Annotated in this window: 13 protein-coding genes; 4 read left to right on the forward strand and 9 right to left on the reverse strand. The window is 62.5% G+C overall.

Annotation, left to right across the window (positions count from 1 at the left end; translation table 11 throughout):
* Nucleotides 1-10: 10 nt before the first annotated feature.
* Genes B9Z01_RS19370 through B9Z01_RS19380 form a run of 3 tightly spaced genes read right to left on the reverse strand, consistent with a single transcriptional unit; the run spans nucleotide 11 to nucleotide 1796 of the window.
* Nucleotides 11-778 carry a 2-keto-4-pentenoate hydratase gene (locus tag B9Z01_RS19370; protein ID WP_085485937.1) on the reverse strand — a complete coding sequence of 256 codons (768 nt, stop codon included), beginning with the start codon at nucleotides 776-778 and terminating at the stop codon, nucleotides 11-13.
* Entirely contained in the window at nucleotides 775-1590 is an 816-nt protein-coding gene (mhpD, locus tag B9Z01_RS19375) for a 2-keto-4-pentenoate hydratase (protein ID WP_085485939.1), read from the reverse strand. The genes B9Z01_RS19370 and mhpD overlap by 4 nt, the downstream gene beginning before the upstream one ends.
* Nucleotides 1587-1796: a tautomerase family protein gene (locus tag B9Z01_RS19380; protein ID WP_085485941.1), complete on the reverse strand. Its 210-nt coding sequence runs from the start codon at nucleotides 1794-1796 to the stop codon at nucleotides 1587-1589. Before B9Z01_RS19380 ends, mhpD begins: the two co-directional genes overlap by 4 nt.
* A gap of 183 nt (nucleotides 1797-1979) precedes the next feature.
* Here B9Z01_RS19380 and B9Z01_RS19385 point away from each other — a divergent pair, with 183 nt between their 5' ends.
* On the forward strand, nucleotides 1980-2897 hold the full coding sequence (locus tag B9Z01_RS19385; protein ID WP_085485943.1) for a LysR family transcriptional regulator: 918 nt from the start codon (nucleotides 1980-1982) through the stop codon (nucleotides 2895-2897).
* A 97-nt stretch (nucleotides 2898-2994) separates the two neighbouring features.
* On the opposite strand, the gene B9Z01_RS19390 is transcribed toward B9Z01_RS19385, so the two are convergent.
* Genes B9Z01_RS19390 through B9Z01_RS19405 form a run of 4 tightly spaced genes read right to left on the reverse strand, consistent with a single transcriptional unit; the run spans nucleotide 2995 to nucleotide 6473 of the window.
* Nucleotides 2995-4164 (reverse strand): osmoprotectant ABC transporter ATP-binding protein OsmV, encoded by a 1170-nt coding sequence (locus B9Z01_RS19390; protein WP_085485945.1) that lies wholly within the window; start codon nucleotides 4162-4164, stop codon nucleotides 2995-2997.
* Nucleotides 4161-4814, reverse strand: a complete 654-nt coding sequence (locus B9Z01_RS19395) for an ABC transporter permease (protein WP_085485947.1) — start codon at nucleotides 4812-4814, stop codon at nucleotides 4161-4163. The genes B9Z01_RS19390 and B9Z01_RS19395 overlap by 4 nt, the downstream gene beginning before the upstream one ends.
* A gap of 10 nt (nucleotides 4815-4824) precedes the next feature.
* Complete coding sequence (locus tag B9Z01_RS19400; protein WP_085486507.1) at nucleotides 4825-5757, reverse strand: glycine betaine ABC transporter substrate-binding protein; 933 nt, start codon at nucleotides 5755-5757, stop codon at nucleotides 4825-4827.
* On the reverse strand, nucleotides 5757-6473 hold the full coding sequence (locus B9Z01_RS19405; protein WP_085485949.1) for an ABC transporter permease: 717 nt from the start codon (nucleotides 6471-6473) through the stop codon (nucleotides 5757-5759). The genes B9Z01_RS19400 and B9Z01_RS19405 overlap by 1 nt, the downstream gene beginning before the upstream one ends.
* Nucleotides 6474-7415: 942 nt before the next feature.
* Here B9Z01_RS19405 and B9Z01_RS19410 point away from each other — a divergent pair.
* From B9Z01_RS19410 to ppk2, 3 genes are all read left to right on the forward strand, one after another.
* Nucleotides 7416-10151, forward strand: a complete 2736-nt coding sequence (locus B9Z01_RS19410) for a cation-translocating P-type ATPase (RefSeq protein ID WP_085485951.1) — start codon at nucleotides 7416-7418, stop codon at nucleotides 10149-10151.
* A 118-nt stretch (nucleotides 10152-10269) separates the two neighbouring features.
* The gene (locus B9Z01_RS19415) at nucleotides 10270-11964 is read left to right on the forward strand and encodes a Na/Pi cotransporter family protein (protein WP_085485953.1); all 1695 of its coding nucleotides are present in this window, start codon (nucleotides 10270-10272) and stop codon (nucleotides 11962-11964) included.
* A gap of 23 nt (nucleotides 11965-11987) precedes the next feature.
* On the forward strand, nucleotides 11988-12821 hold the full coding sequence (gene ppk2, locus B9Z01_RS19420) for a polyphosphate kinase 2 (RefSeq protein WP_085485955.1): 834 nt from the start codon (nucleotides 11988-11990) through the stop codon (nucleotides 12819-12821).
* A gap of 67 nt (nucleotides 12822-12888) precedes the next feature.
* Here ppk2 and B9Z01_RS19425 read toward each other — a convergent pair whose 3' ends face one another.
* Together B9Z01_RS19425 and B9Z01_RS19430 are read right to left on the reverse strand one after the other, a co-directional pair.
* On the reverse strand, nucleotides 12889-14808 hold the full coding sequence (locus B9Z01_RS19425; protein WP_085485957.1) for an SMP-30/gluconolactonase/LRE family protein: 1920 nt from the start codon (nucleotides 14806-14808) through the stop codon (nucleotides 12889-12891).
* Between the two features lie 446 nt (nucleotides 14809-15254).
* Entirely contained in the window at nucleotides 15255-16241 is a 987-nt protein-coding gene (locus B9Z01_RS19430) for an ABC transporter ATP-binding protein (protein ID WP_244196080.1), read from the reverse strand.
* Nucleotides 16242-16249 lie beyond the last annotated feature (8 nt).

Below are 16249 nucleotides of genomic sequence, written 5' to 3' on the forward strand. Positions count from 1 at the left end.
GCGCAATGCGTCAACCTCTGACGTGAAAGCCCGCGCTGCCGAGCCGTTCCATCTCGACCGACACGTACTGGCCCGGCTTGATCCATTCGGCCGGCGTCGCGCCGCCCGCCATCACGATCCAGCCCGCTTGCAGCGGTTCGCCCGCCTGCGCGGACAGACGCGCGGCGGCGACCAGCGAGCGCAGCGGATGCCCGAGCAGCGCGGCGGTCGAGCCGACCTGCACGACGCGCCCGTCGATGTTCAGCGTGAGGCCGAGGTTGCCGAAGTCGATGCGCGGATCGCGCCACGCGCCGATCACGAAGCCGCTCGACGACGCGTTGTCCGCGATCACTTCGGGCAGCGTGAACTTGAAGTCCTTGTAGCGCGAGTCGATGATTTCGAGTGCTGGCGCGATCGCCTCGACGGCTGCGAGTGCCTGCGGTCCGGTGACGTCGCCGTCGAGCGAATGCTTGAGCACGAACGCGATTTCCGGTTCGACGCGCGGATGCACGAAGCGCGAGAAATCGACCGACGTGCCTTCCTCGATCTGCATGCCGGCGCTCAGGCGGCCCCAGATCACGTCGGACAGGCCCATCTGCACCATCTTCGCGCGGCTCGTGAAGCCCATCTTCACGCCGACGCGGCGCTCGCCGCGCGCGACGCGCCGCCTGATCGACGCCGCCTGAATTTCGTAGGCCTGATCGAGCGACAGGCGGCCTTCGGGATCGAACTGGGAAACTTCGGTGGCGGTGCGCGCTGCGTCGTCGAGCAGCGTCGCGTATTCGTTGATCTGGCTCATTGACGTGCCTCGTTCGCGGAAGTGGGGTTGGCGTCGAACACGGCTCGCACCGAGCCCAGTCCGTTGATGCGCGCGTCGAAGATGTCGCCGGGCGTGACCGCGACCATCGGGCCGAGCGCGCCGGACAGCACGAGATCGCCTGCCTTCAGCGGCGTGCCGAACGCGGCCATCGTGCGCGCGAGCCATACGACCGCGTTGACCGGATGGCCGAGGCAGGCCGCGCCCGCGCCGACCGAGACCGGTTCGCCGCGCCGCTCCATCACCATGCCGCACAAGCGCAGGTCGAATTCCGACAGTTTGCGCGGGCTGTTGCCCAGCACGTAGGCGGACGACGACGCGTTGTCCGCGATGGTGTCGGTAATGCGGATGTTCCAGTTCGCGATGCGGCTGCCGACGATTTCGAGCGCCGGCAGCGCGTAGTCGATCGCGTTGAGCACATCGAGCTGGCCCGGGTTCGGCATGTTCAGATCGCGGCCGATCACGAATGCAATCTCCGCCTCGATCTTCGGCTGCGTCAGGAGGGACGCGGGAATCGGTTCGCCGTCGCCGTAGCCCATGTCGTCGAACAGCATGCCGAAATCGGGCTGGTCGACGCCGAGCTGCTTCTGCACCGCGACCGACGTCAAACCGATCTTGCAACCGACGATGCGCCGTCCGTCGGCGACGCGCCGCTCGGTGTTGACGCGCTGAATTGCGTAGGCGTCGTCGATGCTCATCTGTTCGTAGGTCTCACGCAGCGGCGCAATGTATTCGCCGCTACGCTCGGCTTTCGCAAGCGCGCTGGCCGCGGCTTCGATCTGTTGCGGCGTCATTTGGCCTTCTCCTGTGCAGCGGCGATTTCGTCCTTGGTCTGATCGCCGACGGCCCAATGCGTGGCTGGCGTGACCGTCGCATAGACGCGGATGGAATTGAGCGGCGCGCCGAGCGTTTCGTGCACCGTGCGCGCGACCGCTTTGACGCACGCCTTGATCGCGGCTTCGTCGCGTCCCTCGACGAGGGAAATATGGATGATCGGCATGATGAGTCCTGTTTGCGTGAGCAGGGTGACGGCGCGCCGTGCAGGCGATGCGGCAACGCGGCGCCGTATGGATCGCCAGTGATGATCGCCGTTGAGATGACATACCGTCCAATACTGTTTTTTGAAAATCTGATACCATTTCGGTATGGCGCGACTGACACGCGTGCGAACGGGAATCGACCGATGGAACTCAAGCAGATGCGTTATTTCCTCGCGCTCGCCGAGGAATTGAATTTCGGGCGCGCGGCCGAGCGGCTGCATATCGCGCAGCCGCCGCTCACGCGTCACATCCGCGCGTTGGAAGAGGAGCTCGGCACGCAGCTTTTTATCCGCACCAGCAAGGGCGCGGAATTGACCGAAGCGGGGCGCGCACTACTCGAGGAAGTGCCGAACATTCTGGCGCTGTCGCGCCGCGCCGAAGAGCAGACGCAGTTGGCGGGGCAAGGCTATATGGGGCGGCTCGACGTCGGGATTTTCAGCTCGGGCATTCTGAACGTGATTCCGCGTCTGCTCGCCGACTTCCATACCGGGCGGCCGGCGGTGAAGATCGGCTTGCACAATATGTCGAAGGCCGAGCAGATCGCGGCGCTGCGCGAGCGGCGCATCACGATCGGTTTCAATCGGCTGGTGCCGAACGAAGCTGATATCGCGGTCGACTGGGTGCAGCGCGAATCGTTTTTGATCGCGCTTTACGACGGGCATCCGCTGTGCGGGAAGAAGACCATCACGCTGCGCGATCTGGATAACGAGCGCATGATCCTGTACCCGAACGCGCCAGTGCACGGGCTCGCGCAGGAGGTCGCGGCGGCGTTTCGCGCGGAAGGCGTGCGTCTGCGCGTCGAGCAGGAGGTCGAGGACGTGGTCACGTGCATCGCGCTGGTGGCGAGCCGCTTCGGCGTGTGTGTGACGACGGAGTCGGCGGTCAACCTGCGCTTGCCCGGCGTCGTATATCGGCCGCTCAGGTCGGCGCAGTTGCGCGAGATCGAATTGAGTTGCCTGTATCGGCGTGACGATAGTTCTCCGATCCTACAGGCGTTTCTGAAGCTGATCCGGTCTTCACGCGGGAAAGGAGGAAGGGCGCGGCAGGCGGCGGGCGGATAGCCCGCCGCTGTGCCGATCGTCGCGCGCGACGATCAGAGCCTCGATACCGCTGGTTTGCGCGCCACGCTCTGGCGCGCGTTAGCCGCCTCAGCCCAACTCAGGCGTGAGCCGTTGCCGGCCGCACCGCCGCGCTCGGCGGCTGGCCGGTTTGTTGCCGCGAACGGCCCGAGCTCAGGTAGTCGGCGATCGAATCCTGCGTGATCTCGCCTACGTACGCACCCTCGGTGTCGAGCACCGGCATCCACGAGGCGCGGAACTGGTACATCTTCGAGAGCACGATGCGCAGGTTGTCGTCGACGGAAGCCGTTGCCGGGAACGGCGTGATGCGCTCGCCGCACACACCTTCCGCACCGCGCGCCGCGCGCCGCGCCACGAAGCCGAGCGGATGCTGTGCGTCGTCGAGCACAGTGAGGTAACGTGAGTCGCCTTCGTCCATCACGGTGAACGCCTGCGACAGCGGCGTATCCACGCGCGCCGTTTCCGGCTGCGTGGCCGCGTCGCCGGCCTTCACGAGCAGGAGCCGCTTGAGCGTGCTGTCCTGGCCCACGAACTGCGCGACGAAGTCGTCATGCGGGCGCGCGAGCAACGTGTCGGGGTGATCGTATTGCACGAGCTTGCCGCGCCGGAACACGGCGATGCGGTCGCCGAGCTTGATCGCCTCATCGATGTCGTGGCTCACCATGATGACGGTCTTCTTCAGCTGCCGCTGCATCTGGAAGAACTCGTTCTGGATGCTCTCGCGATTGATCGGGTCAACCGCGCCGAACGGCTCGTCCATCAGCAGCACGGGCGGATCGGCGGCCAGCGCGCGAATCACGCCGATACGCTGCTGCTGCCCGCCCGAAAGCTCACGCGGGTAGCGCTTGAGATAGAGCTTCGGGTCGAGCGCGACCATCGACATCAGCTCGACGGCGCGCTCGGCGCAGCGCTTCTTGTCCCAGCCGAGCAGGCGCGGCACGACCGTGATGTTCTCTTCGATCGTCATGTTCGGGAAGAGGCCGACCTGCTGGATCACATAGCCGATATGGCGGCGCAGATCCACTTCGTTCAGGCCCGTCGTGTCCTCGCCGTTGATGAGCACGCGGCCCGAAGTCGGCTCGATCAGACGATTGATCATCTTGAGCGTGGTGGTCTTGCCGCAGCCCGAGGGGCCGAGGAACACGCAGATCTCGCCTTCGGCTACCGAAAGGCTCACCGAATCGACGGCCCGTACGGTCTGGCCGTCCTTCTGCGTGAAGGTCTTCGTCAGTTTGTCGAGTTCGATCATGTCTTCTGCACTCCTTTCGGTGTCAATGCGCGCTGCAGCATCTGCAACAAGAGGTCGGCGACGATCGCGAGCACGCTCACGAGCACGGCGCCGACGAGCAGTTTCATCATGCTGCTCTGGCCGATGGCGCGAATGATCAGCGTGCCGAGGCCGCCCGCGCCGATCACGGCGGCAATCGTCATCACGCCGATGTTCATCACGACCGCGGTGCGCACGCCTGCGAGAATCACGGGCACGGCAAGCGGCAGGTCGACGAGGCGCAGGCGCTGCCACGAGGTCATGCCGAGGCCGGTGCCTGCTTCCCTGATGCCGGGGTCGACGTTGCGCAGCGCGAGGTAGGTGTTGCGCATGATGGGCAGCAGCGAGTAGAGGAACACGGCCGTAATGGCGGGCACCGCGCCAATGCCCTGGCCGAAGCGCGAGAACACCGGAATCATCAGGCCGAACAGCGCAATGGAAGGCAGCGTGAGGATCACGGTCGCAAGGCCGAGCAGCGGAGCCGCGAGCCAGTCGCGGCGGCTGATGAGCACACCGAGCGGCACGCCCGCCACGATCGCGCAGCCCACCGCAATGCCCACGAGGTAAATGTGCTGCAGCGTGAGCTGCAGCAGGTCGGGCCAGCTCGAAGCGAGATAGTCGAATACGTTCATGCGGCCTCCGTCAAGGCAGGTGATGCGTGCGCAGGAACTCGGCCGCGACTTCCTGGGCGGACTTGCCGTCCAGGTCGACGGCCTTGTTCATGTCCTGCATCACATCGTTGTTGAGGGCGGCGGAAAGCGCGTTGAGCTGCGCGGCGAGCTTGGGGTTGTGCTCGAGCGCTTCCTTGCGCACGACCGGCGTGGCGTTGTACGGCGGGAAGAAGTGCTTGTCGTCTTCGAGCGGCACGACGCCGAAGCCCTTCACGCGGCCGTCGGTGGTGTAGACGAGGCCGATGGTGAGCTGGTTGTTGTGCAGCGCCGTGTAGACGAGGCCGGGGTCCATCTGTTTCATCTGCGAACGGCGGAAGTTCATGCCGTAAGTGGCGAGCAGTGGCTTGAGGCCGTCCGGGCGATTCGCGAATTCGGCGTCCATGCCGAACACGTAGTGCTTCGCGTTGGGATCGGTCTTCATCTTCTCCGCCAGTTGCGAGATCGTGGTGATACCCGTCTCCTGCGCGAATTTACTTGGCAGACCTAACGCGTAGGTGTCGTTGAGCGGCGAGGCGTTGAGCCAGACGAGGCCGCGCGGGGCGTCGAGTTCTTTGACGCGCTCGTACATCGCTTCGGGCGACAGCTTCTCCGTGAGCTTGTCGTAGACGAGCGCCGCGGTGCCCGTGTAATCCCACACGAGGTCGAACTGGCCGTTTTCGAGAGCGCTGCGCATGAGTGTGCTGCCGAGGCCCGAACGCACTTCCACGTCATAGCCAAGCGCGCGCAGGTACTGCGCCGTGACTTCGGCGAGCACGTATTGCTCGGTGAAGTTCTTCGCGCCCAGCACGAGCTTTTGCTGTGCAAACGCGGGCGTGCTGGCGGCGACGAGCGCCGTGCCGACGATGCAGGCCTGAACGAAACGCCGCGCCACGCCGCGCAGCCGTTTGAATGGCGAAGTGAGCATCATGCGAGTCCCCCGTGACGCGAGAGCCACTGGCGGCTGCCGGTGGCGACCACGCCGTCCAGCACCAGCGCGAGGACGGCGGTGAACGCCGCGCCCAGCAGAAGCAGGGGCTGATCGTTCAGATAGATGCCGGGGAAGATCAGCGAGCCGAGACTGTCCGCGCCGATCAGATAGGCGAGCGGCGCAGTGCCCACGTTGATCGCAAGTGCGGTGCGCACGCCGCCCACGATGATGGGTACCGCGTTGGGCAACTCCACGCGCGTGAGCGACTGCCAGTTCGTCATGCCGATGCCGCGCGCCGCTTCGAGCAGCGAGGCGGGCACGCTTTTCACGCCTTCGTAGGTATTGCGCGTGATGGGCAGCAGCGATGCGAGAAACAGCGCGATGATGGCGGGAGTGTCGCCGATGCCGAACACGCCGAGCGCGATGGCGAGCACCGCGAGCGACGGAATCGTGTTGCCCACGTTGAAGATCTGCATGAAGCGTTCGGCCTGGCGCGTATAGCGCGGCCGGCTGAGCAGCACGCCCGCGGGCACGCCGACCACGATGGCGAGCACCATCGAATAGCCGACGAGTTGCAGGTGTCGCCCGGTGTAGTACGCAAGATCGCCTGCGTGGCTGTTCCACGTATCGGCGCCGATGGCACGTGAGAGCCCCCACGCGAGAGCCACAAGGGCGATCAGGCTACCCACGAGAAGGGCAGAGCGTCGAGTCATGAAGGTACGCCTCCTTGTTTCGATGCTACGGGCGCAAGGCCGCGCAGCGGGGACGCCTGTGGTGTACTCAAGGCGCCGCGAAGGGAGTTCGTGATCCCGGCATGGCCGCGATTTGAACTAACGGAAAACACATTGCTGTCGCGCACGAGGAGTGCGTGGCAGTGGTCGCGTGTGGGCGTTCTTCTGGTTTTCATATTCAGCCCAACGGCACCGAGCAAATCGATGCGCGCTGGAGCAAGGAACCGTCTGACGACGGCATGGATGCGCAAGGGCTGAGCCGCTACGCGCGGGCCGGAGGCCCGTTTGGATGGCGATTGCGATACGGCGGCCCTGTAAGGGCCAACCCTTGCATCTCAATGCGCACGAGAACGTCTTCGTTGTTATTGAAACGAGATGAGTATAGAGCATCCAATTAGGTGCGTCTACCTTGGGGAACTATCGCGATTGGACTCATGACGATTCGAATTGCATTCGATCCGTCATTTCTGGAAATTAATCAGGCATCCATATAAAAATTTATCGGTAGCATTTTCCATTTTGAAAAATCGCGAAAAAGTGCCATACAGGTATGTGTTTTCTATTGCGAGAGTGGGAGAAAGCCGCGTTCCAGACATTTCGCGCGCCGTTTTCGTCGACCAGCAGCGTCGGCTGAAAATCTACGACGCGAGGTTCTGGGTCGATCTTGTGTTTTTCATCGATTCTTGAGATGCCTGGTCATCCTAAATCTCACGGTTGGCCACTTCGACAATGTGAGCTCCGGGCACCGGCGCAAGATGCAGTCTCGACCCCGGCCGAATCAGCCCGCATGCCTCTTGAACCACGTTACCCGCTACATTTCCAAAAGAACCAAAATCCTCCTATAGTCAATCTTTAAGAATCGCATCCGCAGTTTCGGAAAATTCCGGAAAATTTGCACCCGCAACAAAAATTGTGGAGTGAGCGATGAACGAGGCGGCAAAGGCAACGAATAAAGACGGGGCAGTGGCCTGGTATGCCGTGACAGGAGACGAGACGGCGAAACGGCTAGGCGTGGAGACTGCGTTGGGTCTCGACGCATCGGAAGTGGAGGAACGCCTTAAAAAATACGGTCCAAACCGATTACCCGAATCGGGCAAACAAAGCCTGCTGAGGAAGTTTCTCGGCCAGTTCAACAATATTCTGGTTTACGTTCTGCTTGGCGCCGGCTTCGTCAAGCTGATGCTGGGGCTGTGGATCGACGCCTCGATCATTCTCGGAGTCGTCGTCATTAACGCGTTGCTCGGTTTCATCCAGGAGGGCAAGGCTGAAAAGGCGCTGGACTCGATCCGCAACATGCTTTCCGCGGAGGCGCGAACACTGCGCGCCGGAGAAACCCGCATGATCGCGTCGGAAGAACTGGTGCCCGGCGATATCGTGCTCCTCGAGTCAGGCGACAAGGTTCCTGCCGACCTTCGGCTCGTCGACGTCAAGAATCTGCGCATGGAAGAGGCCGCGCTCACGGGGGAGTCGGTTCCGAGCGATAAATCCGTCGCCCCCGTTGCCGCCAGTTCGACGGTGGGAGATCGCCACAGCATGGCCTACTCGGGCACGCTGGTCGTGTCCGGGCGCGGTACGGGGGTGGTCGTCGCGACGGGAAGCGAAACCGAACTCGGGCGTATCAATCAGATGCTGGCGGCAGTGAATGCGCTCGAAACACCGCTCCTGCTCCAGATCAAGAAATTCGGCTACGCCATTACAGCGGTCATTTTCGTGATCGGTGCGCTGGTGTTCGCCTATGGACGTTGGGTCGAAGGATTGCCGTTCGTCGAGATCTTTCAGGCGGTCGTCGGCATCGCGGTATCGCTCATTCCGGAAGGCTTGCCTGCGATCATCACGATTACGCTTGCCATCGGCGTGCAGCGCATGGCGCAACGCAACGCCATCATCCGGCGGCTGCCGGCGGTGGAAACGCTGGGTTCCGTATCGCGGATCTGCTCGGACAAGACCGGCACGCTGACGCTGATGGAAATGATGGTCGTGTCGGCGGTCACCGCCGAGACCACCTATCAGGTTGAAGGCGATGGCTATGCCCCCGATGGGCGCGTTCTGCGGGACGGCGCACCAGCGAATCAAGACCCGGTCCTCGATCTGATGGGGCGCGTTTCGATACTCTGCAACGACGCGGAACTGCGCAAGGAGGAGGGCGTCTGGAAGGTGGAAGGCGATCCGACCGAGGGAGCGCTATACCCGTTCGCGACCAAGATTGGCCTCGAACGGCAGGCACAGCAGACGGCTTATCGACGCGTCGACGCGATTCCCTTCGAGTCCGAGCACCGCTTCATGGCTACGCTGAACGAAGCGGCGGACGGCGGTCAGTTTCTCCTCGTCAAGGGCGCGCCCGAAGTCATCCTCGAACATTGCGACCGGCAGCAGACGAAGGACGGGCCGCAGCCGATCGATCTTGCCTATTTTCTGAAGGCCTCGGACGAGCTCGCGGCGCAAGGCGAGCGCGTGCTGGGGCTCGCGTGGCTCGATCATCCGGGGCTGGCCGATAGAAACCTGTCGCCTGCGGATCTGCCGAAGACGCTGGTATTACTGGGGCTGGTCGGCCTGCTCGATCCGCCGCGCAAGGAAGCGATCGAGGCGGTGAAGGAATGCCACGCTGGCGGCATCCGCGTCACGATGATTACGGGTGACCACAAGATCACGGCTGCCGCGATCGCGAAGATGCTCGGCATCGGCGACGGCAAGACGGCGCTGACCGGGGGCGAGATCGAGGAAATGAACAACGCTGCGCTGCAGGAGGCGGTCCAGAAGGTTGACGTGTTCGCGCGCGCCAGCCCCGAACACAAGCTCCGGCTCGTCAAGGCTATCCAGGCGAACAACCAGGTGGTGGCGATGACGGGCGATGGCGTGAACGATGCGCCGGCCCTCAAGAAAGCCGACATCGGTGTGGCGATGGGCATCAAGGGCACGGAAGTCACCAAGGAAGCCGCCGAGATGGTGCTCGCCGACGACAACTTCGCGTCGATCACCGCCGCTGTCCGCGAAGGGCGAACGGTCTACAACAACATCGAGAAAGCGATTCTCTTCATGCTGCCGACCAACGTCGCGCAGGCGGCCGTCATCATGGTGGCGATTCTGGCTGGCTTCACCATGCCGATCACGGCGCCTCAGGTGCTATGGGTCAACATGGTGACGTCAGTCGCACTGGGTCTTGTCATTTCCTTCGAGCCTCACGAACTGGACGTCATGCATCGCCCGCCGGCTGTCGCGGGCCGTCCCATTCTGACCGGGTTTGGGATCTGGCGGGTGATCTTCGTCGGCTTGAGTCTGCTGGCACTGACGCTGTGCGCGTTCTTCTGGATGAAGTCGTACGATGCGCCCGACGAACTCGCGCGCACGGTCGCGGTCAACACGCTGACAATCGGCCAGATTTTCTATCTGCTCAATACCCGCTACCTGGTCGATTCGTCGCTGTCGATCACGGCACATCTCGGCAATCGTTATCTGCCGATGGGAATCGGTGCGGTCATCGTCCTTCAGCTCCTGTTCACCTATGCGTTACCGCTTCAGGATCTGTTCGGCACGATGGCGATTCCCGCTGGAATCTGGTTATGGCTGTTCCTCGGCGGTCTGGTGTTCTTCCTCGTTGTCGAGGCCGAGAAATGGGTGATTCGCAGATGGCGCGCCTCGAGACCGGCCCTGGCGAAAACGTGATTGACGCCGCGCGCGGCATCTGACCATCTGACGTCCGGGCTGGAGCGCCGGAAGGACGGGCACCGTCCGGCGATGCTTCCTTTCGGGAAACGTCCGACATGACAAAGGGCATAGCAAGATGGCTCCTTCTCCCGCAGAAATCGAACTCGCCAACCTGAATCTGGTTCAGATGTTCGGGCTCCTGATCGGTGGCCTCGCTCTTTTTCTTCTTGGTCTGGAATTCATGACCGGCGGCCTGAAGGCCATCGCCGGATCGAGACTGCAGGGGCTGCTGGGCATGCTGACCTCGAACCGGTTCCGCGGGGTGCTGGCTGGCGCCGTCGTTACCGCGCTCCTGAATTCGTCGACCATTACCACGGTCCTGATGGTCGGGTTCGTTTCCGCCGGGTTGATGACGTTGGCACAATCGGTGCCGATGATCATGGGCGCGAATATCGGCTCGACGCTCACCGCCCAGATCATTGCCTTCGACGTATCGAAGCTCACGCCGTTCATGCTGGCGATTGGCTTTCTGCTGCATGCGTTTGGACGGCGCGACCTGCTGCGACAGGTTGGCGGAGTGATTCTCGGTCTGGGTCTGCTATTTCTGGGAATCCAGTTCATGGGCGACGCGACGCGTCCCCTGCGGACGTTCCAGCCATTCATCGACACGATGCAGAATATGGAGAACCCGCTACTCGGTATCGTGGTGGGCGCCGTGTTTACCGCGGTGGTTCAAAGCTCGGCGGCAACACTGGCTATCGTGATCGCCCTGGGGGCGCAGGGACTGATGCCGCTCGAGGCCGGCATCGCGCTGATTCTGGGTGCCAACGTCGGCACGTGCGGAACCGCGTTACTCGCCGGGATCGGAAAATCGGCCGAGGCGCTCCAGGTCGGCGTGGTGCACTTGATCTTCAACGTGCTGGGCGTCCTCTTCTGGGTGTTCTTCATTCCGCAGATGGCGGATCTCGTGCGGCATATCTCGCCGTCTTACCCTGAGCTGCAAGGCGTGGCCAGACTGGCGGCCGAAACGCCTCGCCAGGTCGCCAACGCCCACACGATATTCAGCGTGGTTACCACGTTGATCCTGATCTGGTTCACCGGACCAATTGCGAGGCTTGCTCAACTCGTCGTTCCAAAACGCGAGCAGAAAATCAAACGGGCAGGCGACCCGGTCTATCTGGACGAGTCCTCTCTGACAGCGCCTTCGCTCGGGCTCCAGCGGGTGCGCCTCGAGCTGACGCGGCTGGGTCAACTGGTTCTGGAAATCGTTCGCAGCGGCTCGCGGCTGGTTGCCAGCGGGACGATCGAGGAGATCAACCTTCTGCTGGATCAGGACAAGGAAACTGACCGGCTCGCGTCGGAGATTCTTCACTATATTGGTTTGTTGTCCCAGGTAGAGCACTCCGAGAAGGAAGGCCAGCAGATGGTGGGGTTCTCTCAGGTTGCCACCAATCTGGAAAGCATCAGCGGCATCGTCGGGACCAATCTGGTGTCCGTCAGCCAGCAAAGATTGACGCACCAGGTGGACCTCACGCGATTGCGCGATGAGGCGACGGATCGATTCGCGAGTACCGTGATCCGGAATCTCGAGCAGGCCATCGGAACGATTGGCGACTCCAAGGCTGGCGAAGCGGCCCAGGCGGTCATCGCGGAGAAGGCGGAGATCGAAAACCTGGCAGCGGCGGTGCGCCAGGCCGCGCTTGCCAAACTGCAACTGGCCGACAAATCCGACGTACTGAGTTTCCGGCTGGCTATAGACCTGATCGAACAGGGTAGACAGACTGCGCACTTTGCGAGAGCGATAGCGAAAACCGTGGAAGATTTCCGCTAGTACATTCAATCGGTGGTGAGATCATGGGCAAGGGAAAAGACCGGAAGTCCGGCCGGCGCGACGATCCGCAATCAGCGGCGAAGCCGAAACTCCCGCGGCAGGAGTATGAAGCGAAAATGGCCGAGCTCCATGTCGAGCTGGTCAAGCTGCAGTTCTGGGCGAAGCACGCTGGAGCAAGGATCATCGTGATCTTCGAAGGGCGGGACGCAGCGGGCAAGGGCGGCGTAATCAGGCGGATCACAGAGCGCGTCAGTCCGCGCGTGTTCCGCGTCGTTGCACTGCCGGCGCCGTCGGAACGGGAGCGCACGCAGATCTATTTTCAACGCTACTTCGAGCATTTTCCCGCAGCCGGGGAGGTCGTGATTTTCGACCGGAGCTGGTACAACCGCGCGGGCGTCGAGAAGGTCATGGGCTTCTGTACCGACGACCAGTACCATCGTTTTCTCCGGCTCTGCCCCGCCTGGGAAAAGGACATCATCGATGCCGGCATCGTCCTGATCAAATACTGGTTCGAAGTCAGCAAGGAAGAGCAGACCCGCCGGTTCTCCGAGCGCATGACCGATGGCCGCAAAACCTGGAAGCTGAGCCCCATGGATCTGGAGTCGCACAGGCGCTGGTACGACTATTCGCGCGCGCGCGACGCCATGTTCGAGGCGACCGACACGAAGGTGTCGCCCTGGTACGTGGTCGAAGGCAACGACAAACGGCGCGCCCGGCTGAACTGCATCGCGCATTTTCTGAGCCTGATCCCCTATGAAGAGACCGCGTTGCCTCAGGTCGAGCTTCCTCCCAGGCAAAGGGCGAACGGATACAAGGAGCCGGACTATCCGTATCGTCGGGTGCAGGCAAAATACTGAACACAGCGGCTATTTGAGTTGAGTGGAGGCAACGGGGTGCCTCGCTCTGCCGAACAAAGCCCATTCATCAGGGCGTCCAACGGTGCACGATTATGCTGGAGCCGTTGTAATTGTCCTTCGTGATGACATACTGGCCGGTCGAAGTCAGATACGCGCGCAGGCCGTACATCGAATCCACATCGTTGCCCACGTCCACGGTGCCGGGGTTCGCGTTGGTGAGCGTGGTGACCAGCGCGCCCGTGTTGAGATTGAAGACGTCGATATTTGGCACCGTATGCACATAGCCGACGAACAGGTAATTGCCCGCCACCGTGATCGACTTCGGATTGGGGCTCGCGAGGTTGATGACCTGGTCCGGCGTGCGGTTGCCCGACTGCCAGCCGTGATAGATCTCGATGTGGCCGTTCATCGCCGTCCAGTCCCAGTTTCCGGCCAGGCCTTGCGCGAGGATCATCGTGTCGGATTCCGGCTGATAGATGATGCGCGCTGTCGGCCGTACGCTCGCCGGCATGGCGATGGTGATGGCAGGGCCCCACAGCGGTTTGCCTGTGCCGTCGAAGCCGGTGAGCGGATAGTGGTAGATGTGGTTCGTGCGATTGAGCCCGGCCCACACGTCACCTTTGCTGTCGATGCAGAAACCGCCCGTGACCTCGAGCGTGGTGTTGAACGCGGTACCGGGAAGCGAGGCGTCGGGAATCGCGATGTAACCGCTCGCCGGATCGAAGTGGAAGAAGTAGAAAATGCCGGGATTCTGACCGGAGGCCACGAGGATGCGGTTGCCGCCCACCGTGACGAGCTGCCCGAAGTGTTCGTCGCGCTGCGTGTCGTTCATGTTCAGGCGCGGGTCGTTCGGGTAGGTGAACGGATCGACCGTATTGGCCACGAAGGTTCCGCCCGCCGTGCCGGTGTAGATGCTGGTGCCGCTGTAGAACAGCGCGGCATCCGTGGCCGGGTCGGGCGCGGCCACGCCTTCGAAGTTGAGCGCCTGGAGCTTCCAGAGCAGATTGCCGCCGGGATCGTAGGCGTGAATGTCGGTGCCGCCGTTGCGGCCCAGGTCCCAGGCGCCGCCCCACGGATTGTTGAGCACATAGAGGTTGCCCGCGGAGTCCTTGCCGATGCCCGTGATGCGCGTGAAGCGCTGGGCGCCGACCTGGCCTTTGGTGCCCGTCGTGGTGTTCAGATAGCCGCCCTGCACGCCGAACGTGCCCGCCAGCACCGGCGTGCCGCTTGCGAGACTGTAGAGCTTGATGTTCATGTCGGGGCCTTCGTCGCCGACCATGAGCAGTCCCGTGGACGCATCGAAGTAGAGCGCGGACGGCTGCGAGCCCGCGGGCATCTGGATCGTCTGCAACTGCGCGCCGGTGGCGCTGAATCCGGTGACGGCACCCGCGCTCTTCTGCGCGATCCAGACGTTGCCGGAACTGTCGATCGCCAGCGCGCCGGGGCTCGCGATGGAGATGTCGCGCTGCCATGCGCCGTCGGTCGTGAACTCGCGCACGCGGTTACCGTAGAAGTCGCTCGCATAGAGCACCGAGCCCTGAGTGGCTAGGCCCGCGATGGCGTCCGCTTTGCTGATCGCGTTCCAGGTGCTCACGTTGATGGTGAGATCGCGCTGATTGGTCGCGCGGTTGTAGCGTCCGACTGTGCCGCTGCCGTAGGCGGAGCCCGACTGCATGGCCGCAAAGACTGAGCTGCTGTTGCCGGTAATCGCGCCGCCCTGGAATTCATTGTGCAGACCGATGGAGCCGAGGCTCTTGCCATTCTGATAAATGGCCATGCCACCTTCATTCTCGTCCCAAAACGATGCGGTATAGATAACGCCTTCGGGCGAGACCCACATCGAGCGCGCGCCGTTTCCTACGTGCGCCGCGAGCGTTCCGTAGGTATTGGCGAGCCAATCAGTTGTGTATTGTTGCGCCCGTGCGGCAGGCGAAAGCGTGGCGATCGCCGCTGCGATCAGCAGGGCGCAGGTGCGCTTCATGGACATGGAAAAAACTCCTGATGCAGTGATGTAAGAACTGCCGGGAATTGAGGTTTGCGCCAAGGAATCAACACAGCACGACGAGCGGATAGTCGCTATCGATCGGCACCAGGCCAGGGTCGCTGCTCTCATCGACGAAGACAACTTGGTCGCTGTGAGTCACGTATTTGTCATTCGAACAGAGATCCTGAATGCTGGATCAGCCAGTCGATTCAGCACCGGTACCGCTACCGGATTATGCACGATGGAAAGCATTCGGGCTCGAAGAAGAACAACCCGTGAGCGTCGACCCGAGCAGCCTCGGTATTCGTCATCGATTCTGACCGGGACCTGGTAGGGAACTCAAGCCGATGCGGTAGTAAACCGATTCGCAATGCATACCGATTCGCAACGCATACCGACAGCTGCCGGATCTGATCCGGCAGCTTCGTCACCAACCCGCGCGCTGCTTGCTATCTGTAGAGGTGGCAAGCAACGCTGTGCGTGGCCGAAACGGCCACCGTGGCTGGCGCCTCCTTACGGCAGATGTCCTGCGCGTGAGGGCATCGCGTATGGAATTTGCATCCCCCGGGCGGATTGAGTGGCGACGGAAGCTCGCCGTGCAACTCGATGCGATGACGACGCTCCACCAATTCATCGACGCGTGGCGCCGCGGAAAGCAGCGCCTGCGTATAGGGGTGCGCGGGGTGTTCGAGAACGCCTTGCGAGAGGCCCGTCTCCACGATCTCGCCGAGGTACATCACGGCGATGCGATTGCTCACATAACCAATCACGCCTATGTCGTGCGAGATGAACAGGTAAGTGAGGCCGCGCTCGCGCTTCAGGTTCTCCAGCAATTGAATGACTTGCGCCTGAATCGAAACGTCGAGAGCGGAAACCGGCTCATCGCAGACGAGAAATGCCGGGTTGGCAATCAACGCGCGCGCAATGCCGATGCGCTGACGCTGGCCGCCTGAGAATTGATGCGGGTAGCGCCGCAGGTAGTCGGCCTTCAGTCCCACGCTTTCCATCATGAAGGCCACACGGTCTCTTATCTCACGCGCTTGCACCCCGCCCTGGAGCTGCAACGGCAGGCTGACGATCTGTTCGACGGTTCTTCTTGGATTGAGCGATGAATAGGGATCCTGAAAGACAATCTGCATCCGTGAACGCATGCGCTTCAGGGCCTTCGCGTCGAGCGACGTGACGTCGACACCATCGAACAGCACCTTTCCCGCAGTGGGTTCGTGAAGGCGGAGCACCGCGCGCCCGAGCGTGCTCTTGCCGCACCCGCTTTCGCCGATGAGTCCAAGCGTTTCGCCGCGTGCGATGCTGAAACTCGCATGATTCACCGCTTTGACGGTCTTGCCGGATCGACGCGTAAGCCAGCCGAGCGGCCCGGTGCGGTGCGCATAGTGCTTGACGAGCCCACGCACATCGACAAGCGGCGCCGCATCCACGTTTTGTA

This window comes from Paraburkholderia susongensis (assembly GCF_900177725.1).
Lineage (GTDB): Bacteria > Pseudomonadota > Gammaproteobacteria > Burkholderiales > Burkholderiaceae > Paraburkholderia > Paraburkholderia susongensis.